14 protein-coding genes and 1 pseudogene are annotated in these 20,870 nt (G+C 64.8%); 10 read left to right on the top strand and 5 right to left on the bottom strand.

Features of this window, described 5'->3' with window-relative positions:
- Nucleotides 1-119: 119 nt before the first annotated feature.
- From tkt to IVA75_RS19840, 9 genes are all read left to right on the top strand, one after another.
- Entirely contained in the window at nucleotides 120-2,105 is a 1,986-nt protein-coding gene (tkt, locus tag IVA75_RS19880; RefSeq protein ID WP_247283928.1) for a transketolase, read from the top strand.
- Between the two features lie 146 nt (nucleotides 2,106-2,251).
- Complete coding sequence (gene gap, locus IVA75_RS19875) at nucleotides 2,252-3,259, top strand: type I glyceraldehyde-3-phosphate dehydrogenase (protein WP_247283909.1); 1,008 nt, start codon at nucleotides 2,252-2,254, stop codon at nucleotides 3,257-3,259.
- 33 nt (nucleotides 3,260-3,292) lie between these two features.
- The gene (locus tag IVA75_RS19870; RefSeq protein WP_247283907.1) at nucleotides 3,293-3,451 is read left to right on the top strand and encodes a hypothetical protein; all 159 of its coding nucleotides are present in this window, start codon (nucleotides 3,293-3,295) and stop codon (nucleotides 3,449-3,451) included.
- Nucleotides 3,448-4,644: a phosphoglycerate kinase gene (locus IVA75_RS19865; protein WP_247283905.1), complete on the top strand. Its 1,197-nt coding sequence runs from the start codon at nucleotides 3,448-3,450 to the stop codon at nucleotides 4,642-4,644. The genes IVA75_RS19870 and IVA75_RS19865 overlap by 4 nt, the downstream gene beginning before the upstream one ends.
- A 66-nt stretch (nucleotides 4,645-4,710) precedes the next feature.
- The gene (fba, locus tag IVA75_RS19860; RefSeq protein WP_027570269.1) at nucleotides 4,711-5,778 is read left to right on the top strand and encodes a class II fructose-bisphosphate aldolase; all 1,068 of its coding nucleotides are present in this window, start codon (nucleotides 4,711-4,713) and stop codon (nucleotides 5,776-5,778) included.
- A 165-nt stretch (nucleotides 5,779-5,943) separates the two neighbouring features.
- Complete coding sequence (locus IVA75_RS19855; RefSeq protein WP_247283903.1) at nucleotides 5,944-6,984, top strand: class I fructose-bisphosphate aldolase; 1,041 nt, start codon at nucleotides 5,944-5,946, stop codon at nucleotides 6,982-6,984.
- A 3-nt stretch (nucleotides 6,985-6,987) separates the two neighbouring features.
- The gene (locus tag IVA75_RS19850) at nucleotides 6,988-7,662 is read left to right on the top strand and encodes a thiamine phosphate synthase (RefSeq protein WP_247283901.1); all 675 of its coding nucleotides are present in this window, start codon (nucleotides 6,988-6,990) and stop codon (nucleotides 7,660-7,662) included.
- Nucleotides 7,663-7,670: 8 nt separating this feature from the next.
- Nucleotides 7,671-8,765, top strand: coding sequence for a tetratricopeptide repeat protein (locus IVA75_RS19845; protein WP_247283888.1), 1,095 nt, complete (start codon nucleotides 7,671-7,673; stop codon nucleotides 8,763-8,765).
- Between the two features lie 85 nt (nucleotides 8,766-8,850).
- Nucleotides 8,851-9,636 carry an inositol monophosphatase family protein gene (locus IVA75_RS19840; protein WP_247283884.1) on the top strand — a complete coding sequence of 262 codons (786 nt, stop codon included), beginning with the start codon at nucleotides 8,851-8,853 and terminating at the stop codon, nucleotides 9,634-9,636.
- Nucleotides 9,637-9,669: 33 nt separating this feature from the next.
- Here IVA75_RS19840 and IVA75_RS19835 read toward each other — a convergent pair.
- The 5 genes and pseudogenes from IVA75_RS19835 to IVA75_RS19815 all read right to left on the bottom strand — a co-directional run bounded on the left by IVA75_RS19835 (nucleotide 9,670) and on the right by IVA75_RS19815 (nucleotide 19,625).
- A pseudogene (locus IVA75_RS19835) lies at nucleotides 9,670-10,801 on the bottom strand (AAA family ATPase).
- A gap of 281 nt (nucleotides 10,802-11,082) precedes the next feature.
- Nucleotides 11,083-14,235, bottom strand: a complete 3,153-nt coding sequence (locus IVA75_RS19830) for a multidrug efflux RND transporter permease subunit (RefSeq protein ID WP_247283874.1) — start codon at nucleotides 14,233-14,235, stop codon at nucleotides 11,083-11,085.
- 6 nt (nucleotides 14,236-14,241) lie between these two features.
- Nucleotides 14,242-15,435 carry an efflux RND transporter periplasmic adaptor subunit gene (locus IVA75_RS19825; RefSeq protein ID WP_247283864.1) on the bottom strand — a complete coding sequence of 398 codons (1,194 nt, stop codon included), beginning with the start codon at nucleotides 15,433-15,435 and terminating at the stop codon, nucleotides 14,242-14,244.
- Nucleotides 15,436-15,701: 266 nt separating this feature from the next.
- Nucleotides 15,702-18,302: an autotransporter outer membrane beta-barrel domain-containing protein gene (locus IVA75_RS19820; RefSeq protein ID WP_247283862.1), complete on the bottom strand. Its 2,601-nt coding sequence runs from the start codon at nucleotides 18,300-18,302 to the stop codon at nucleotides 15,702-15,704.
- A 303-nt stretch (nucleotides 18,303-18,605) separates the two neighbouring features.
- Nucleotides 18,606-19,625, bottom strand: coding sequence for a cyclopropane-fatty-acyl-phospholipid synthase family protein (locus IVA75_RS19815; protein ID WP_247283851.1), 1,020 nt, complete (start codon nucleotides 19,623-19,625; stop codon nucleotides 18,606-18,608).
- A gap of 219 nt (nucleotides 19,626-19,844) precedes the next feature.
- Between IVA75_RS19815 and IVA75_RS19810 the strand changes: the two genes are divergently transcribed.
- Nucleotides 19,845-20,867 (top strand): flagellar motor protein MotA, encoded by a 1,023-nt coding sequence (locus IVA75_RS19810; RefSeq protein WP_247283840.1) that lies wholly within the window; start codon nucleotides 19,845-19,847, stop codon nucleotides 20,865-20,867.
- Nucleotides 20,868-20,870: the final 3 nt, after the last annotated feature.

The raw sequence follows: 20,870 nt of genomic DNA, 5'->3' as shown, positions 1-20,870 counted from the left end.
ATTGCCTTGGCCTGCCGGAACCGAGATGCTATCCCAGCCGCGACCCCAGCGGCCGAAAGGCTCCTTCCGGCGCGGCCAAATCCAGCCACAAGCGCCTCATTCCAGACGGATTTTCAGACATGACGCAGGTCGATCACAACCGTATGGCCAATGCGATCCGCGGCCTTGCCATGGACGGCGTCGAGAAGGCGAAATCGGGTCATCCCGGCCTGCCGATGGGCGCCGCCGACATGGCGACCGTGCTGTTCACGCAATTCCTGAAATTCGACGTCGCCGCGCTGGACTGGCCGGACCGGGACCGCTTCGTGCTCTCGGCCGGGCACGGCTCGATGCTGATCTATTCGCTGCTGTATCTGATCGGCAGTCCCGAGATGACGATCGCCCAGCTCAAGGACTTTCGTCAGTTGGGGTCGCTGACTCCGGGACATCCCGAGCACGGCCACACCAAGGGCATCGAGACCACCACCGGTCCGCTCGGCCAGGGCATTTCCACCGCCGTCGGCATGGCGCTCGCCGAGAAGATGCTCGCGGCCGAGTTCGGCAAGAAGATCGTCGATCACCACACCTATGTGATCGCTTCCGACGGCGATTTGATGGAAGGCGTGTCGCAGGAAGCGATCGCGATGGCCGGGCACTGGAAGCTCAACAAGCTGATCGTGCTGTATGACGACAACGGCATCTCGATCGATGGCCCGACCTCGATCTCCGATTCCGTGGACCAGGTGAAGCGGTTCAAGTCGGCGGGTTGGGCAGCCGAAAAGATCGACGGCCACGACCAGGCCGCGATATCGGCCGCGATCACGCGCGCGCAGAAATCAAACAAGCCGACGCTGATCGCGTGCCGCACCACCATCGGCTTCGGCGCGCCGCACAAGGCCGGCACCAACAAAGTGCACGGCGAAGCGCTCGGTGCCGACGAACTCAAGGCCGCCAAGGAAAATCTCGGCATTTCGCTGGAGCCGTTCTCGGTGCCCGACGACGTGCTCAAGGCCTGGCGCGCGGCCGGCAGCCGTGGCGCGGCGGCACGACAGGAATGGGAAGCAAGGCTCGGTGAACTCGGCGGCCGCAAGCGCGCCGAATTCGAGCGCCGGCTGCGCCACGAGCGGCCGGCCGCGCTGGCAAAGGCGTTCAAGGGCTACAAGAAGGAGCTCTTGGAAAAGCCGATGAATGCGGCGACCCGCAAATCCTCCGAAGCCGTGATCGAAGTGATTGCCGGCGCGATGCCGATGGAGTTTCTGGCGGGCTCGGCCGATCTCACCGGCTCCAACAACAACAAGGCGAAGTCGGCGACTGCGTTCTCGGCCAAGACGCCGAAGGGCCGCTTCATCCATTACGGCATCCGCGAGCACGGCATGTGCGCGGCGATGAACGGCATCTTCCTGCACGGGGGTTTTGCGCCGAACGGCGCCACGTTCCTGGTGTTCACGGATTATGCCCGGCCCGCGATGCGGCTCGCCGCGTTGATGGGGACCGGCGTCGTTTATGTCATGACCCATGATTCCATTGGCCTCGGCGAAGACGGCCCGACCCACCAGCCGGTCGAGCATCTCTCAGCACTTCGCGCCATTCCCAACATGCGCGTGTTCCGCCCGTGCGATTCCATCGAGGTTGCCGAGTGCTGGGAGCTCGCGCTCAACCGCATCGACGGCCCGACAGTCCTGGCGCTGACCCGGCAGAACCTGCCGCAACTGCGCACCGCCGCGCCGAACGAGAGCCCCTGCCGATTCGGTGCGTACGAACTGGTGGCCGCCCAGGGCGAAGCCAAGGCGACGCTGTTCGCCTCGGGCTCCGAAGTGGAGATGGCCGTGGCCGCCCAGAAGCAGCTCGCCGAGCGCGGCATTCCGACCCGGGTGGTTTCGGTTCCCTCGCTCGAGCTCCTGCTAGCGCAACCAAAGGAGCGCCGCGACGAGATCATCGGCAACGCCCCGGTCAAGGTCGCGATCGAGGCCGCCGTACGCTGGGGCTGGGACGCCGTGATCGGCCAGGATGGCGAGTTTATCGGCATGCACTCCTTCGGCGCCAGCGCCCCTCTCAACAAGGTATTCCAGCACTTTGGCATTACCGCCGAGGCCGCGGTTAACGCCGTTCTGAAACGCGTTTCCTGAGAGTTGAGATTGCCGAAAAAAAGGACTACCTAACTCTCATATGATCAAGCCCCGCCCGGCCGAACCGGGCGTCCGCCCTAAAAAAACCCTCGCAGGCGCGCTAGCGCGTTGTGCGGGATGACAACGGTCATTGAAGGAGACGAAACATGGCAGTCCGCGTCGGAATCAACGGTTTTGGCCGCATCGGCCGCAACATCCTGCGGGCCATCGCCGAGTCCGGCCGCAAGGACATCGAGGTCGTCGGCATCAACGACCTCGGCCCGGTCGAGACCAATGCCCATCTGCTTCGCTTCGACAGCGTCCATGGCCGTTTCCCCGGCACCGTGACCGTCGATGGCGACACGATCAGCCTCGGCGGCAACAAGATCAAGGTGACCGCCGAGCGGGATCCCTCGAAGCTGCCCTGGAAGGATCTCGGGATCGACATCGCGATGGAATGCACCGGCATCTTCACCTCGAAGGACAAGGCCTCCGCGCATCTGACCGCTGGCGCCAAGCGCGTTCTCGTTTCTGCGCCCGCCGACGGCGCCGACGCCACCATCGTCTACGGCGTCAACCACGACACGCTGACCCGGGAACATCTGGTCGTCTCCAACGGCTCCTGCACCACCAACTGTCTCGCGCCGATCGCCAAGGTGCTGAACGACCTCGTCGGCATCGAGACCGGCTTCATGACCACGATCCACGCCTATACCGGCGACCAGCCGACGCTCGACACCATGCACAAGGATCTCTACCGCGGCCGCGCGGCTGCGATGTCGATGATCCCGACCTCGACCGGCGCCGCCAAGGCGATCGGCCTCGTGCTGCCGGAGCTGAAGGGCAAGCTCGACGGCGTCGCGATCCGCGTGCCGACCCCGAACGTCTCGGTCGTCGACCTCAAGATCGTCGCCAAGCGCGCCACCGACGTCAAGGAAATCAACGCGGCGATGAAGCGCGCCTCCGAGCAGCAGCTCAAGGGCATCCTCGGCTACACCAGCGCGCCGAACGTCTCGATCGACTTCAACCACGACCCGCACTCCTCGACGTTCCACGAGGACCAGACCAAGGTGCAGAACGGCACGCTGGTGCGCGTGATGTCCTGGTACGACAATGAGTGGGGCTTCTCCAATCGCATGGCGGACACTGCCGTGGCGATGGCGAAGGTGATCTAACCAACACGCGTCACGGCACAGCCGGAGAACGCCATGACCTCGCAACTCGTCGCCCTCGCGCTCCTCTTGGCGTTGATGGGCGGCCTGTTGTTCCTGTTCTTGCGATCGGGCTCGAAGATCAAGCCCGATCCGGATCGGAAGATCGAGGACTGGCCCAACATTACCCAAGGCGGTTCAGGGGATACCTCGTGACCAACAAATTCCGCACCCTCGACGACGTCGACGTGAAGGGCAAGCGCGTGCTGCTGCGCGTCGATCTCAACGTGCCCATGGAGAACGGGCGCGTCAGCGACGCGACCCGGCTCGAGCGCGTCGCGCCGACCATCACCGAAATCTCCGACAAGGGCGGCAAGGTCATCCTGCTCGCGCATTTCGGTCGGCCGAAAGGACGCGATGCCAAGGACTCGCTCAAGCCCGTCGCCGAGGCGCTCTCGAAGGTCGTGAAGAAGCCCGTAGGCTTCGCCGACGACTGTATCGGCGAGCCCGCAGCCAAGGCCGTGGCGGCGCTGAAGGACGGCGACATCCTCTGTCTGGAAAACACCCGCTTCCACAAAGAGGAAGAGAAGAACGATCCGGCCTTTGTCGCGGAGCTCGCAAAACTCGGCGACATCTGGGTCAATGACGCGTTCTCGGCCGCGCACCGCGCCCATGCCTCGACCGAAGGCCTCGGCCACAAGCTGCCCGCCTATGCCGGCCGCACCATGCAGGCCGAATTGGTCGCGCTGGAGAAGGCGCTGGGCTCACCGACCAAGCCCGTCATCGCGATCATCGGCGGCGCCAAGGTCTCGACCAAGATCGACCTGCTCGAAAACCTCGTGACCAAGGTCGACGCGCTCGTGATCGGCGGCGGCATGGCCAACACCTTCCTGCACGCCCAGGGCGTCGGCATCGGCAAGTCGCTCGCCGAGAAGGATCTCGCCGCGACCGCGTTGCGCATCATGGAAAAGGCGGAAGCCGCCAACTGCGCCATCATCCTGCCGGTCGACGCCACCGTCGCCTATCATTTCGCGGCCAACGCGCCGTCGCACGCCTATGGCCTCGACGCGATCCCGGCCGACGGCATGATCCTCGACGTCGGTCCGCAGTCGATCGCACGTGTCCATGCCGCGATCGACGATGCGGCGACGCTGGTCTGGAACGGACCGCTCGGTGCCTTCGAGATGCAGCCGTTCGACCGCGGCACGATGTCCGCCGCCAAGCATGCCGCCGAGCGCACCAAGGCCAAGAAGCTGGTCTCGATCGCGGGCGGCGGCGACACCGTTGCGGCCCTCAACCAGGCCCATGTGGCCGGTCAGTTCACCTATGTCTCGACCGCCGGTGGCGCATTTCTTGAATGGATGGAAGGCAAGCCCCTGCCCGGCGTCGAAGTTCTGCGCACCAAGTAATCGGTCGGCAAGTCGTAGCCGCCTTCAAGCAGTGGCCTTGCAGGCCCAAACGGGAGAAAAACACAGATGGCTCGGATCACGTTGCGTCAATTGCTCGACCATGCGGCGGAGAACGATTACGGCGTCCCGGCCTTCAACATCAACAACATGGAGCAGGCGCTGGCGATCATGGACGCGGCCAACCAGGTCGACGCGCCCGTCATCATCCAGGCCTCGCGCGGTGCGCGCTCCTACGCCAACGACGTCATGCTCAAGCACATGATGGACGCGGTGACCGAGATCTACCCGCACATTCCGGTCTGCGTGCATCTCGACCACGGCAACGAGCCGGCAACCTGCATGACCGCGATCCAGGCCGGCTTCACCTCGGTCATGATGGACGGCTCGCTCAAGGCGGACGGCAAGACCCCCGGCGACTGGGGCTACAATGTCGGCGTCACCAAGACCGTGACCGAGATGGCCCATCTCGGCGGCATCTCGGTCGAGGGCGAGCTCGGCGTACTCGGCTCGCTCGAGACCGGCATGGGCGACAAGGAAGACGGCCACGGCGCCGAGGGCAAGCTCAGCCACGACCAGCTCCTGACTAATCCGGATGAAGCCGTGAAGTTCGTCCAGGAGACCCAGGTCGACGCGCTCGCGATCGCGATGGGGACGTCTCACGGCGCCTACAAATTCACCCGCAAGCCCGACGGCGACATCCTCGCCATGAACGTGATCGAGGAGATCCACCGCAAGCTGCCGAACATGCATCTCGTCATGCACGGCTCCTCGTCGGTGCCCCAGGACCTCCAGGACATCATCAACGCCTATGGCGGCAAGATGAAGCCGACCTGGGGCGTGCCGGTGGCCGAGATCCAGCGCGGCATCAAGAACGGCGTGCGCAAGATCAACATCGACACCGACAACCGCATGGCGATGACCGGCCAGATCCGGAAAGTGCTCAAGGACAATCCGGAAGAGTTCGACCCGCGCAAATACCTGAAGCCCGCGATGGAAGCGATGACCAAGCTGTGCAAGCAGCGGCTCCAGGAATTCAATACCGCTGGCCAAGCATCCAAGATCAAGAAGGTGCTGACCACGGCCGAGATGGCCAAGCGCTACGCCAAGGGCGAGCTCGCCCCGAAGGTGGCGTAAGCCAGCCCCACTTTCTCCGTCATTCCGGGCGGTAAGCCCGGGATGACGCCTTGTTGCCGGCGCCCCCTCCCCCCCCTTACCCTGCGACGAACGTTAACTCGGCATTTGCCCGAGAACGGTCTATTTTCACCGGCAAGGGCAGAATCGTTTTGGGAGGACATCTCGATGAATCTGACTGAGCTGAACAGGATCGCGACCGCTCTGGTCGCGCCCGGCAAGGGCATCCTTGCCGCCGACGAATCCTCCGGCACCATCAAGAAGCGCTTCGATGCGATCGGCGTGGAATCGACCGAGGAGAACCGCCGCGACTATCGCGAGATGCTGTTCCGCTCGAACGAAGCCATGAGCCGCTATATCTCCGGCGTCATCCTCTATGACGAGACGATCTGGCAGAACGCAAAGGATGGCACGCCCTTGGTCAAGCTGATCGAGAGTAGCGGCGCCATTCCCGGCATCAAGGTCGACGAAGGCACGCAAGCCCTGCCGATGTGCCCCGGAGAGCTCGTCACCGTCGGGCTCGACAAGCTCGCCGAACGGCTGAAGAAGTATTATGAGCGCGGCGCGCGCTTCGCCAAATGGCGCGCGGTGATCGACATCGGCAGTGGCACTGACGGCCGGGGCATCCCCTCGATGACCGCGATCAGCGTCAACGCCCACGCGCTGGCGCGTTATGCCGCGCTATGCCAGGCCGCGCAGATCGTGCCGATCGTCGAGCCCGAAGTGCTGATGGACGGCGATCACGACATCGATCGCTGCTATGAGGTGACGAGCCGTGTGCTCAACAAGACGTTTCAGGAATTGCGCGTGCAGCGCGTCGCGCTCGAGGGCATGGTGCTGAAGCCGAATATGGTAGTCCCCTGCAAGAAGTCTGCGAAGCAGCCTGCCGCCGAGGAGGTCGCGGAGAAGACGATACGGCTGCTCAGAGCGTGCGTGCCCGCGGCGGTGCCCGGCATCGCCTTCCTCTCCGGCGGCCAGTCGGACGAAGAGGCAACGGCGCACCTCAACGCCATGCACAAGCTCGGCCCGCTGCCCTGGGGCCTGACCTTCTCCTACGGCCGCGCCCTCCAGGCCGCGCCGCAGAAGGCCTGGTCCGGCAAGGCCGAGAACGTCGCAGCCGGACAAGACGCATTCAGTCATCGCGCGCGCATGAATGGCCTCGCCGCCAAAGGCGAATGGCAAAGCAGCCTGGAACAGAAAGCGGCCTAGATCTTGTCGAACAAATCTCCTCCGCCGCGCCCGGCGCCGCGCCTTTATCTCGCGACGCCCGTCGTCGACGATCCCGCTTCGCTTCTGACCGAGCTGCCCGGCCTGCTCGCCGCCGCCGACGTCGCGGCCGTGCTGTTGCGTCTGAAGGTGACCGATCAGCGCACCATGATCTCGCGGATCAAGGCCTTCGCGCCGCCGGTTCAGAAAGCGGGCGCCGCGCTGCTCGTCGACGGCCATCCTGAGCTCGTCGCACGCGGCGGCGCCGACGGCGCGCACCTGCCCGGCATCGCCGCGCTGAAGGAGGCGCTGCCATCGTTGAAGCCCGACCGCATCGCCGGCGTCGGCGGGCTGACGACGCGGCACCATTCCATGGATGCGGGCGAGATCGGCGCGGATTACGTGCTGTTCGGCGAGCCCGACGCAAAGGGCCAGCGGCCGTCGTCGCAAGCGATCGCCGAGCGGCTGGACTGGTGGGCCGAGCTGTTCGAACCGCCCTGCGTCGGCTTTGCCATCTCGCTGGAGGAGGCCCACGAATTCGCCGCCAGCGGTGCCGATTTCGTGCTGGTGGGCGACTCCATCTGGACCGATCCGCGCGGACCCAAGGCGGCGCTGATCGAGGCCGACGCCGCGATCAAGAAGGCTCATGCGACTGCGCTTGCAGAACAGGAGCACGGCTAGCGCCCGTCATGAAGCTCCCGCGCATCACCATCCTGGCCACGCTGCTGCTCACAGTGCCCGCGGCCGCGCAGCTCCAGATCACGCCGCCCGTGGCAACGCCGAACCCTTCAGCCGAGAAAAGCAAGGACAAGCCGAAGGCCACGCCGCACACCATCACCAAGAAGAAGGAAGCAGCGCCGGCACCAAAGCCTTCAGCTTCCCCCAAGCCTTCAGCCTCTCCAAAGCCTGCTCCGGCCGCGACCGTGATCCCGGCGCCTCCGGCCGACAATCCCAACGTCGATCTGGTGTTCGGCGCCTATCAGCGCGGCCAGTACAAGACCGCCTTCGAACTCGCCACCGCTCGTGCCGAGACCGGCGATGCCAAGGCGATGACCATGCTGGGTGAGCTCTATTCCAATGCCATGGGCATCCGGCGCGACTACGCCAAGGCACTGCAATGGTACAAGCGCGCCTCCGACGCCGGCGACCGCGAGGCGATGTTCGCGCTCGCCATGCTCAGGATGTCCGGCCGTGGCGGCCCAGTCGACAAAAACGAGGCGGTCAAGCTGATGGCGTCCGCCGCCAAGCTCGGCGAGCCCAAGGCGGCCTATAACCTCGCGCTGCTCTATCTCGACGGACAGACCCTGCCGCAGGACGTCAAGCGCTCCGCCGAGCTGCTGCGCCAGGCGGCCGATGCCGGTCTGCCCGAGGCGCAATACGCGCTCGCGACCTTCTACAAGGAAGGCACTGGCGTGCCGAAGGATTTGGAACGGGCGGTGCGTCTGCTCCAGGTCGCCACGCTGACCGACAATGTCGATGCCGAGGTCGAATACGCCATCGCGCTGTTCAACGGTACCGGCACGCCGAAGAACCAGCCGGCGGCCGTCGCCCTGCTCCGCAAGGCGTCCCGCCAGGGCAGCGCGATCGCGCAGAACCGGCTGGCCTGGGTGCTGATCAACGGCATGGGCACGGCCGTGGACAAGGTCGAGGGCTTCAAATGGCATCTGGTGGCCAAGACCGCCGGCAAGGGTGATCCGGAGCTGGACAAGCAATTGTCCGATTTGCCGGCCGAGGACCGGGCCAAGGCCGAGGCCGCCGCCAGGAAATGGCTCGGGGCCAAATGACTTGACGTTGAGGCCCCCGCAGGGCACCCCATCCCTCAAACAGGCGCGATTTCGCGCCATTTCCCCCGATCAAGACCGGAAGCTCATGCTGTATTCCGCAACTATCAACGTCATGGTCAAGGCCGCGCGCCGCGCCGGCCGCAGCCTCAAGCGCGATCTCGGCGAGATCGAGCATCTCCAGGTCTCGCTGAAGGGACCGGCGAATTTCGTTTCGCTGGCAGACAAGCGCGCCGAGGAGATCCTCTACCAGGACCTCGCCAAGGCCCGTCCCGGCTACGGCTTCATCGGCGAGGAAGGCGGCACGCGCGAGGGATCCGACAAGAGCCACACCTGGATCGTCGATCCGCTCGACGGCACCACCAACTTCCTGCACGGCATCCCGCAATTCGCGATCTCGATCGGGCTGTCGCGCGAAGGCACGATCATCGCCGGCGTGATCTACAACCCCGCCAATGACGAGCTCTACATCGCCGAGCGCGGCAAGGGCGCCTTCCTCAACGACCAGCGCTTGCGCGTGGCCGGCCGCCGCCAGCTCAACGAATGCGTGGTGGCCTGCGGCCTGCCCCATATCGGCCGCGGCGACCACGAAGAATTCCGCCGCGAGATGACCGCGATGCAGGAGCGCGTCGCCGGCCTTCGCCGCTTCGGCGCCGCTTCCCTCGACCTCGCCTTCGTCGCCGCCGGCCGCCTCGACGGCTACTGGGAACGCAATTTGCAATCCTGGGACGTCGCGGCGGGCCTGATCATGATCCGCGAAGCCGGTGGGACGGTGACCGACATCGACACGCCGGGCGACCCGTTGGTGACCGGGAATGTCGTGTGCGGGAATGAATTCGTGCACGGGGAATTGGTGAAGATTTTGCGGAAGTAGGCCGCAGTAGCACGACGGCTCGATCTACGACGTTCAAGAATCGTCGTCCTCGTCATCTTCCTCGTCACGATATTCACCGCCAATGGTCAGGCCGTCGATCGCCGTAGCGCCTTTCGACTTGATGACCCGGCGAAGCGGGACCGAACTCTCGCTTCGCAGTGCGTCCATCAGCTGTTCCGAATGGGTGACGATCCAGATGTCGGCGCGGCGCGATGCCTTGGCGATGAGCCGGGCCAGCGGCGCCAGCAAGCGACGGATGCAGGCTGGTCTCGGGTTCGTTCAGCGCAATGAACGGCGGCAGCCGGTAACCCATGAACACCGCGAGCAGGCAGATGTATTTCAGTGTCCCGTCGGATAGTTCATGAGCCCTGAACGGCCGCGGCATGTCCGGCAATTGCAGAGCGAATTCGCACCTGCCATTTTCTTCCCATGCGCGGAGTTCGGCGCCCGGGAATGCATCCTGGATTGCGTCCTGCAGGTCGTTGGCGTCTTCCCGAATGACATAGAGGGTCGCCAGGGTGGCAGCTAAATCGATTCCATCGGCGCTGAGCGAGGGCGTTGCGATCGCCAGACAAGGCTTTCGTATCGGCGACGCCGGATCAGTGCGAAAGTCATGATAGAATCGCCAGCCCAGCATTGCATTTCTGATCAGGTCGATTTCCGGGCATTGCTTGCCGTCGGAAAAAGCCGCAAGCGCGGTCTCTGACGGCAGCACTGCATCCTTGTGAGCGTTCCAGGCGCCGCTCTCGCCGCGGACGCTGATGAGCGAATTGATGCGCTCCATCAGCTTGACCCTTCGTCTGCCGTTCGTCGCCTCGATAATTTCGGTCTTGATCATCGGCTCGCCGGAAAACGCGGCCTGAAGCGGGCTCGGAAACCCCAGCTCGATGAAATAGCTCATGCTGTCGAATGTGGCCGAGAGCCGCAGCCGGCCGTCTTCGCCTCGCTTGCGAATGCCGGACCAGCAGACCGAATTCAATCCGCCTTCATCGGCGATCGTGCGGGTAATCTGACCGGTCGCCGCGTCGCGCAACAGCGACAAGGACTTGTAGAGATTGGATTTGCCGACTCCATTCTCGCCAACGAACACGGACAAGGGATGGATGGGTATGGAGAGCCGCCGAATGGAGCGATAGTTCGAGATCGCAATGTCGGACGGACGCATCACATGCTCTCGATCGGCGGGTGACTGGGCATTCGCGCGCACGGTGCGAATAAGTTGTTTCAATCCAGGGATGCAGTCTGGATTGAGGCCTCCGAGAAATCAAGCCGACCGATCCGGCTTTCAGTGGCCGACTCTCACCAGCGCAAACCCGACGGTCATCATCCGCGAAGGCGGATGATCCAGTATTCCAGAGCGTCTGTTGGGTACGGAAAGGCCGCGGCGTACTGGATGCCCCGCCCCCCGTGCGCAATTGCGCACTAGGCGGGGCATGACACCTCACCTTACGGCTTGGCCGGCGCGGGCGGCCCGTACATCTCGGCCTCCTTCGCCACCTTCTCCCGATCCCCACCCAGCACGCGTTGCACCGAGACGAAGAACACCGGCACCATCAGCAGCGCCAAAATCACCACCGCGATCATGCCGCCCATCACGATGCTGCCGAGCGCCTGCTGGCTAGCGCCGCCGGCGCCATGGGCGATGGCCATCGGCAGCACACCGCAGATGAAGGCCAGGCCCGTCATCAGGATCGGACGGAAGCGCAGGCGGCAGGCCTCGATGGTGGCATCCACCAGCGGCTTGCCTTCTTTCCGCAGATCCTTGGCGAACTCGATGATCAGGATCGCGTCCTTGGCCGCAAGGCCAATGATGGTGATCAGGCCGACGGTGAAATAGACGTCGTTGGGCAGGCCGCGCAGCATCGCTGCGACCACGGCGCCGACGATGCCGAGCGGCACGGTGAGCAGCACCGCGAGCGGAATGGTCCAGCTCTCGTAAAGCGCGGCGAGACACAGGAACACCACGAATACCGAAAGCCCGAGCAGGAACGGCGCCTGCGAGCCCGACAGCTTCTCCTGCAGCGACTGCCCGGTCCATTCATAGCCGAAGCCGCGCGGCAGCTTGCCGGCAAGCCGCTCCATCTCCGCGATGGCATCGCCCGAGGTGAAGCCGGGTTTCGCCTCGCCGGAGATGCGCACCGCCGGATAGTAGTTGAAGCCGGTAATCTGCGTCGGTCCGCGCGCCCATTCCACGGTGGCAAAGGACGAGAACGGCACGAGCTGGCCGCGGCTGTTCTTGACGTTGTAGTTGAGGATGTCCTCGGTCCGCATGCGGTCGCGGGCATCGGCCTGCACCACGACGCGCTGCATGCGGCCGCGGTTCGGGAAGTCGTTGATGTAGTTCGAGCCGAGATTGGTCGAGATCGTATTGTTGATGTCCTCAAAGGTGACGCCGAAGGCGCCGGCCTTTTCCCGGTCGATGACGAGATTGACCACGCCGGCCTCGGGCAGGCCTTCAACATAGACCTTCTGAAGCACAGCGCTCGCATTGGCCTCCGCGATCAACTGATCGGCGGCGCGCATCAAGGCCGGATAACCCTTCTGGCCGCGGTCCTGCAGGCGGAACGAGAAGCCCGAGGAGTTGCCGAGATTGTCGATCGGCGGCGGCTGCAGCGCGGAGATCTTGGCGTCGCGGATCGACGACGACAGATCACGGTTGATGTCGGTAACGATCGCGGCCGCCGAATCCTTCGGCCCGCGCTCCGACCAGTCCTTCAGGGTGATGAAGGCCTGCGCGGTGTTCATGCCCTGGCCGGAGAAGCTGAAGCCGGTGAGGAAGGTGACGTTGTCGACGCCCGGGCGCTGCGCCAGGTATTTTTCCACTTTCTCGATCACCGCCTCGGTCCGGCCATAGGACGAATCCGACGGCGTCTGCACGTCGGTGGTGACGAAGCCCTGGTCGTCGACGGGCAGGAAGCCGCCGGGCAGGTTGACGAAGGCCCAGGACAGGCCGGCGAGCAGCGCGACATAGACCAGCATCAAGCGGCCGGTGCGCTTCAGCGAGAAGCCGACGGTGCGGGAATAGCCCTCCTTGCTGCTGTCGAGCATGCGGTTGAACCAGCCGAACACGCCCTTCTTGGCATGACCGTGGCCGGCAGCGACGGGCTTGAGCAAGGTCGCACACAGCGCCGGCGTCAGCGACAGTGCGAGGAAGGCGGAGAAGCCGATCGCGGCGACCATGGTCACGGAGAACTGGCGGTAGATGATGCCGACCGAGCCCGGGAAGAACGCCATCGGCACGAACACGGCCATCAAGACCAGCGTGATGCCGATAATGGCGCCGGTGATCTGCGACATCGCTTTCCGCGTCGCTTCCTTCGGCGGCAGCCCCTCCTCCGCCATGATGCGCTCGACGTTCTCGACCACGACGATGGCATCGTCGACGAGGATGCCGACCGCGAGCACCATGCCGAACATCGAGAGCATGTTGATGGAGTAGCCGGCGAGCAGCAGCGTGGTACAGGCGCCCAGCAGCGCTACCGGCACCACGATGGTCGGAATGATGGTGTAGCGGATGTTCTGCAGGAACACGAACATCACCACGAACACCAGCACGATGGCTTCGACCAGCGTTGTCAGCACCTTCTTGATCGAAGCCTCGACCACGGGCGTGATGTTGTAGGGAATCTCGTAGCCGATATTGGCCGGGAAGAAGCGAGACAGCTCCTTCATCTTCTCTTCGACGGCACTCGCGGTCGCCAGCGCGTTGCCGGTCGGCGACATCAGCACGGAGAGGCCGGCGGTCGGCTTGCCGTCGAGACGGGTGTTGAACTGGTAGCTGAGGCCGCCGACCTCGATGCGCGCGACGTCGCGCAGCCGCACGGTCGAGCCGTCGGCATTGGCGCGCAGGATGATGGTGCCGAATTCGTCCGGGGACGAGAGCTGGCCCTTGACCAGCACCAGCGCGGAGGTGCGCTGGGTCGCGGTCGATGGCTCGGCGCCGATGCTGCCCGAAGCGACCTGCGCGTTCTGCGCGGCAATGGCCTTGTTGACGTCGTCGGCGGTCAGGCCATAGCCGACCAGCTTGGCCGGATCGACCCAGACGCGCAGGCTGCGTTCGGTCGAATACAGCGTGGCGCGGCCGACGCCGGGGATGCGGCGGATCTCGCCGAGCACGTTACGAATCATGAAGTCGCCGAGCCCGACCTCGTCCAGGCTGCCGTCGGTCGAGTTTAGCGTGATGATCTGGAGCACCGCGCTGGAGGCTTCCTCGATCAGGATGCCCTGCTGGATCACGGCGCGCGGCAGCCGCGCCTCGACGCGCTTGATGCGGTTCTGCACCTCGACCGAGGCGGCGCTGGTATCGGTGCCCGGCACGAAATTGGCAATGATCTCGACCTGGCCGAGCGAGTCGCTGGTCGATTCGAAATTGAGGATGCCGGAGGCGCCGTTGAGCTCCTCCTCGATCAGCCGCGTGACGCTGTTGTAGAGGTTTTCGGGCGAGGCCCCGGGATAGCTGGTCGAGATCGAGATCGAGGGCGGCGCGATGATCGGATATTGCGCGATCGGCAACAGCGGAATCGAAATTGCGCCGACCAGACAGATGAACAGCGCGACAACCCAGGCGAAGATCGGCCTGTCGATGAAGAAGCTCGCCATGGCGCGTTACCGCGTCAGCTTCTGGGCGTGCCGATTGTCGGCGGTCGCATCCGCTTCCGACCAGGATTGCGGCTTGACCTTGTCGCCGGCGGCGAACTTCTGGAACCCTTCGACCACGACCTTGTCGCCGGCCTTCAGACCCTCGGTGACGAACCAGATTCCGTCCTGCACCGAACCGGTGCGCACCGGCTGCACCGCGATGTGGTTGTCGTCCTTGACGACGAACACCTCGCTGCCGCCGCCGCCATTGCGCTGGATCGCCTGCTGCGGCACCGCGATCGCGTCGCTATCGAGGCCCTGGTCGATGCGGACGCGGACATACATGCCTGGCAGCAACTCGCGCTTGGGATTGCGGAACTCGCCGCGCAGGGTCACCTGACCGGTATTGGCGTCGACCTTGGCGTCGGAGAACAATAGTTTGCCGTCGAGCGAGTAGAGGGTGTTGTCGTCGAGCACGAGATGCACCTTGGCGGCATCGGGCGCGATGCGCTCGAGGTCGCCGCTCTCGAAGGCGCGGCGGAGCTGGTTGAGCTCGTTCACCGACTGGGTGAAGTCCGCATAGATCGGATCGAGCTGCTGAATGGTGGCCAGATTGGTCTCGTTCTGGACCGCGAGCGCGCCCTCGCTGACCAGGGCGGCACCGACGACGCCGTCGATCGGCGCGCGCACGGTGGCGTAGTCGAGATTGAGCTTGGCGCGTGCGAGGTCGGCCTTGCGGCCCTCGACCTCGGCATGGGCCTGACGCTCGGCCGCGATCGCCTTCTCGTTCTCGGCTTCGGGCGCGGCGCGCTGGGCTGTGAGCGTGGCGATGCGGCGGGCCTGCTGCTGGGACTGCATCAGCGCGGCCTCGGCCTTGGCGACCGCGGCGTCGTTGGCCATCACCTCGACCTCGAACGGACGCGGATCGATCCGGTACAGCGGATCGCCGGCCTTCACCTCGCTGCCCTGTCGGAACAGGCGCTCGACCACGATGCCGGAGACGCGCGGCCGCACGTCGGAGACGCGCGTCGGCGCAATGCGGCCCGGCAGCTCGCGCACCACGGCGCGCGGCTGAGGCTTGACGATGACGATGCTGACGTCGGGGTCGTTGGGCTGGGCGGCTGAAATGGCGGAGCTGGATTCGTCGCAGCCTGCCAACAGCGGCGTAAAGGCCGCGAGCATCATTGCAACGCATGCCGATCGCGCGCGAAGTCCTGACATGAAGTGGGGTGCCCCGATATTGTTGAAAACCGATCATGCTCCGCGGGGCCCGTTCTGGGCGATTCCGCGCGGCCGCTGCCGTCAAAATAGAGGGGACGTGCTGCGACGCAACGCACCTTGCGGGCGGCCCAATGTCACACGGTCTATGCTCCTGAGTTCAGGGCGCTTTTTACGCCTCACTCGATTGTGAGTCCGGTTCCACCGCCGCGTGCTGCGACAGAAGATCGCAACGAGCGGTGTTCCCACCCTGCTGCGGGCGGCGTGACTCACCAGGTGAGACGGAAGCCCCCGGTGCCCTTGTAATTGCGGTTGTCCGCGCCGTTGTTGAGGCTCGCATTGTAGGAGACTTCGCCGAAGACAGCGTAGCGCCCGTTGGCCCAGCTATAGGTGCCGCCGCCGCCGATGCTGCCCCACAGCCGATCTTGCGCATTGGCGAAGCTGGTGCCCGCGACATCCACGGTGGTGCCGTTGAGGAACTCGTAACGCAGATTGGCAATCCCGTAGACATCGGATCGCACGATACCCGTGCCGTCGTTCCAGGTCCTCTGATGGTTGAGTGCAAGCCCGGCGCGGCCGAGCAGGCTGTCGCCATCGCGCAACGCGACCGGCGCGCCGAACCGATCGGCAAAGCCGTCGAAAGCGACCTTCGCATAGGAAAGCTGCGCCTGCGGCGTCAGCAGCCAGCCATTGCCCAAACCGATCCGCTTGCCGGTTTCGGCGCTGAAGGCATAACCGAGCCCTTCATTGCCGTGGATCAGGCTGCCGGCCAGCACGGAACTGAGATCGCTGCGATAGAACATCGACTGCGCCTGACCGTCGACATAGAAGCCGTTGTCGCCATACCAGGTCAGCGTGCTGCCGACGCCCGTCCCCTCGACGCGGATGCGCCCGTTGCCGAAGAACGACGCGACATCGGCGGTCGTCAGGCCGTATTGTGCCGTGAGCCCGACGAACAACCGGCCCCGCTCGTTCTCAAACGCAAGGCCATCGAGCCCGGTCTGCACTTTCAGATGGTCGGCCTTGTAGGTCGAACCCGCAGTGTTGGAGGGCTGCAAATCCGAATGCCCGCCTTCGATGCGGCCCCAGAACGCCGTCGGCGCCGATGACGCCGCGCCTGGCACCGGCGCGGCGCCGGCGCGCGCCATCGCATCGCTGCCACCCCAATAGCGGTTGCCGACGCGCTGCTGCAGCGTCGGCAGATCGTTCATGCCGAGCAGCACCTGTGCATAGTTTTCGTACAGCGGAACGCCCGGCTGATAGAGTGGACCGGCAGGTGTCGCGGGCGGCGGGTTGAGCAGGCTTGAGCGCAGATACCAATCGCCGTCGCCCGGGCTGGCAATGCCGTTCTTCTGCAACGTATAGGCATAGGCACCGCCGACCACCGCCTGCTCGCCGTGAAAGACATAGCTGCCCAAAAGAGAAAAGCTGCCGTTGGACGCGCCGACCACATCGATCACCTTGATGCCTTCGCCGGTCTGCGCGCCGGTGCCGCCGACATTGGTGACGCGCAACGACGACGAACCGGACGTGCTTCCCTGCACTCGCAACAGATCGGTCTGAGAGCCATCGCCGCCGAGCCGGCTGTTGAGCTGCACGGTGCCGCCACTGCCGACATAATTGCCGGCAACGCTCAGCGTGGTGCCCGGCGCGCCGCCGAGGGTGACCGTGCCGGCATTGTCGAGCGAAGCGAGCGTTTGATTGAAGCCGGCAAGGTCGAGCGTGCCGCCGGAGGCGACCGTGACGGCCGAGGCCGCGCTGAAGGTGTTGGCCGCCCCGGCGCGGAGTGTGCCGCCGTTCACGGTCGTTGCGCCGTTGTAGGTATTGGCGCCCGCGAGCGTCTGGGTGCCGCCGGTGAGCGTCAGGCCGCCGGTGCCACCGATCACGCCGGCGAACTGATCGTTCGCGTTGGTGATGGTGAGATTCTTCGCACCCAGCGCGACGGTGCCAGTTCCTGCCAGGCTTTGAATGCTCGTGCCGGCGGCAGTGATGCCCGAGATACTGAAGGTTCCGTTTGCGACGACCCGGCTTGACGCGGCAACCGAGCCACTACTGGCGAGGGCAAGCGTGCCCGCCTGGATCACCGTCGCACCGGTATAGGTATTGGCTGCGCGGAGATTGAAGGTACCTGTGCCGGTCTTGGTCAATCCGCCGACGCCGGAAAAACCGGAGCTCGCGCTCACGGTGAAAGCCTGGGTGTCGACGGTCAGCCCGCCTGTGGCGATGTTGAGTGTTCCCGCCGAAAATCCACCGATGAAGAAGGCGGTATTTATCCGGGCGCGCAGGATGGCGTTATCGAAATTGACCTGTCCGGTTCCGACAGCGACGCGTGCGAGAGTGTTCGTCTCGAGTGTGCCGCCACTATTGATATTGAGCGTGCCCGCGCCGCCAGCGAAGGTTCCGAGCGCAACCCCTGATTGGGCGACGACTCCGGCGCCGTTCTGGATGTTGAGTGTGCCATTGCCACTGGCGCCGATTTCGATCTGGTCGCCGGATGTGATCCATTGCGATCCGGCGCCGCTGACAGTCACGGTGCCGTTGTTCCCGCCTGCGACTCCAATCGCGAGAGACGCGCCGTTGCTCGTCAGCGTGCTGCCGTTCTGAATCGTCAGACTGCTGGAAGATCCGCCAAGGAAGATGCTTCCGGTCGCTCCGACCGCCGCGCCACTGGCGCCGAGCACGGTCGGGTTTGGCGAGGTCGTATTGATGTTGACGCCGTTGCCCGCGATTGGGACCACTCCGCCCGACCAGTTGCTGCCGACCGTCCAGTCATTGCTGGTCGTACCGGTCCAGCTTTGGGCGGAGGCGGATGCTGTGGACAGGGCTATCAGTGCCGCTGCCGAGGCGCTTGCCAGAAGCAAGCGAAGCATTCGCGTCCGGGTGTCGCTGGATCGAGAGCGCTGCGTCCGTTTCAGACTCCTCCGCAGCGGATCATCGTGGTGTCGTCGGATCGAGGCAGCACCGATGCATTCGCGCATACGTCATTCCAATTGGGTCCGCACCGTTCAGGGGATGCGGATTTCGTGTCGTATCGTCCACGAAGGACAACCACGACGATAGGCGAGCGGAAATGATCGGACAACAATCGCAACATGTTCCTGCAAAGAAAACGCGCGGCGTGTGCCGTTTGCGCAACGAAAGACGCTTAACAAATTCTTTCGAGTGTCCGCGCCTTATCCCGCCGCCTTCATCCGGTAGTGGCTGACGCCCCACTCGGTTCCATCGGCATAGCCGAACAGGCCCGAGGTAGCGAGAAAGAACCAGCGCCAGCGACGCATCTGCAGGGCGGTCTCCTCGCCATGGATGTTGCGCAAGGCCCCCTCGATGTAACAGCGATGCGTGTCGAAATTGGCGAGCCAGTCGTTGGCGGTGCGCTGATAATGCGTCCCGCTCCAGCACCATTCCTTCTCGACCGTGAAGATATCGTCGAATTGCCTGACGAGGTGATGGCTCGGCATCAGCCCGCCCGTTGAGACGCGCTGCGCGATCCAGTCGTCGCGATCGGCCCGGTCGAACAGGTGAGAGCCGGAGCGATGGGCGACGATGTGCATGAAGAAGCGCCCCTCGGGCGCGAGCCATGACCGCAGGCGCGTCATCAGCTTGCGCCAGTTCATCACGTGCTCGAACATCTCGACCGAGACGATGCGGTCGAATTGGCCGTCAGGCGCGAACACGTTGATGTCCGCCGTGACCACCCGCAGGTTGAGGAGACCGCGCAGCCGTGCCTCTTCCTCGATATGGGCGCGCTGCGCCTGCGAGCTCGACACCGCCGTCACCTTGGCGTGCGGAAACTGTCGCGCCATCCACAGCGACAGCGAGCCCCAGCCGCAGCCGAGCTCGAGGATGGTCTGGCCGTCGGCGAGAGCGGCATGCTCGGCGGTCTGGCGCAACGCCTCCTCCTCGGCCTCCTGCAAGGTGGTCGCGTCCGTCTTGTAGAAGCAGCAGGAGTATTTGCGGTTGGGACCGAGCACCTTCGCAAAGACCGAAGCGGGCACCTTGTCATGCCCGGCATCCGCGTCCTCGGCGATCGGCCGCAGCATCATCCGCCCGGCGAAAGCGGCATCGTCCGGCCCGCCCAGCGCGGACAGGCGCGTCACCGTGCGCGAGCACAGGCGCTGGATCGCCGCGCGGATCACGACATCAGGCAAAGGCACCCGTTCGGCAGTCCCGATGATCGCGGACACGACGCTCATGCGACGACTCCGTCTTGGGCGGCGGGTTTTGGGCGCCAGGGGGAAAAGTGCGACTTGAACCTGTGGAATGCCGACGATTTGCAAAGTACGTCCTTACCAAAGCCCGGTTTCAGCGTTGGGTTCCCCAGCTCTCCCCGAAATCGGCGCATCCGGCGCTTTTTTTGGGCTGGCGCTGTGCCATAGTGCGCCCCGCAAGCAAGTTAACGGATGATACCGGCCATGCCGCCAGGCGCCTCGCCCCGCTCCTCCATCGACATCGAATATACAAAGCTATCCTCGCCCAGCGTCTTCCTGGTGCGGATGCTGGTCTTCCTGGTGCTCTGCGCCCTGGTCGGGGTGGTGCTCTACAAGCAGATCATCCAGGCCTTCTTCGCCAATCCCGGGCTCAATGCCTTGATCGGCGGCGTGCTGTTCATCGGCATCATCCTGGCCTTCCGCCAGGTGATCCGGCTCTATCCCGAAGTCTCCTGGGTCAACAATTTCCGCATCGCCGATCCCGGCCTTGCGCCCGCCCGCCACCCCAAGCTGCTGGCGCCGATGGCGATGATCCTCGGCGGCGAGCGCACCGGGCGGATGTCGATCACCCAGACCACCATGCGGCACCTGCTCGACTCGATCGCGACCCGCCTCGACGAGGCCCGCGACATCTCCCGCTACATGACCGGGCTGCTGGTCTTCCTCGGCCTGCTCGGCACCTTCTGGGGCCTGATCGAAACGGTCGGCTCGGTCGGCAAGGTGATCGACGGGCTCAAGGTCGGGGGCGATTCCGGCGCCCTGTTCGACACGCTGAAAGAGGGGCTGGCCGCCCCGCTCGGCGGCATGGGCATCTCGTTCTCGAGCTCGCTGTTCGGCCTTGCCGGCTCGCTCATCCTCGGCTTCCTCGATTTGCAATCGAGCCAGGCGCAGAACCGTTTCTACACCGATCTCGAAGACTGGCTTGCCACCACCGTCCGCGAATATGGCAGCGGCGAAGTGGCGGTCGCCTCCGGTGGCGGCGGTGGCATTGCCAGCGGCGAGCTTCAGGCCGTCGTCGAGCGCTTACGTTCGGTGCTCGAGGAAGGCAGCGGCAGCCGCGGCACCACCGCGGCGATGGCGAGCCTCGCCGAAGCCATCCAGGCGCTGGTCTCGCATATGCGGACCGAGCAGCAGATGATCCGCGAATGGGCCGACGGCCAGGGCGAGCAGAACCGCGAGATCCGGCGCCTGCTGGAGCGCATCGCGCGTCAGCCCGAGAAGGGTTAGCGA

The sequence above is a fragment of the Bradyrhizobium sp. 134 genome, assembly GCF_023074155.1.
Lineage (GTDB): Bacteria > Pseudomonadota > Alphaproteobacteria > Rhizobiales > Xanthobacteraceae > Bradyrhizobium.
The sequence above is the reverse complement of the archived record's forward strand: the minus strand, read 5'-3'. Positions and strand labels throughout refer to the sequence as shown.

What these genes read in the sequence shown, in the direction of transcription:
- tkt (WP_247283928.1), top strand. Translation starts at nt 120, where the DNA reads ATGACGCAGGTCGATCACAACCGTATGGCCAATGCGATCCGCGGCCTT.
- IVA75_RS19840 (WP_247283884.1), top strand. Translation starts at nt 8,851, where the DNA reads ATGCTGTATTCCGCAACTATCAACGTCATGGTCAAGGCCGCGCGCCGC.
- IVA75_RS19870 (WP_247283907.1), top strand. Translation starts at nt 3,293, where the DNA reads ATGACCTCGCAACTCGTCGCCCTCGCGCTCCTCTTGGCGTTGATGGGC.
- IVA75_RS19845 (WP_247283888.1), top strand. Translation starts at nt 7,671, where the DNA reads ATGAAGCTCCCGCGCATCACCATCCTGGCCACGCTGCTGCTCACAGTG.
- IVA75_RS19825 (WP_247283864.1), bottom strand. Translation starts at nt 15,435, where the DNA reads ATGTCAGGACTTCGCGCGCGATCGGCATGCGTTGCAATGATGCTCGCG.
- IVA75_RS19820 (WP_247283862.1), bottom strand. Translation starts at nt 18,302, where the DNA reads ATGCTTCGCTTGCTTCTGGCAAGCGCCTCGGCAGCGGCACTGATAGCC.
- IVA75_RS19810 (WP_247283840.1), top strand. Translation starts at nt 19,845, where the DNA reads ATGCCGCCAGGCGCCTCGCCCCGCTCCTCCATCGACATCGAATATACA.
- IVA75_RS19830 (WP_247283874.1), bottom strand. Translation starts at nt 14,235, where the DNA reads ATGGCGAGCTTCTTCATCGACAGGCCGATCTTCGCCTGGGTTGTCGCG.
- IVA75_RS19815 (WP_247283851.1), bottom strand. Translation starts at nt 19,625, where the DNA reads ATGAGCGTCGTGTCCGCGATCATCGGGACTGCCGAACGGGTGCCTTTG.
- gap (WP_247283909.1), top strand. Translation starts at nt 2,252, where the DNA reads ATGGCAGTCCGCGTCGGAATCAACGGTTTTGGCCGCATCGGCCGCAAC.
- IVA75_RS19855 (WP_247283903.1), top strand. Translation starts at nt 5,944, where the DNA reads ATGAATCTGACTGAGCTGAACAGGATCGCGACCGCTCTGGTCGCGCCC.
- fba (WP_027570269.1), top strand. Translation starts at nt 4,711, where the DNA reads ATGGCTCGGATCACGTTGCGTCAATTGCTCGACCATGCGGCGGAGAAC.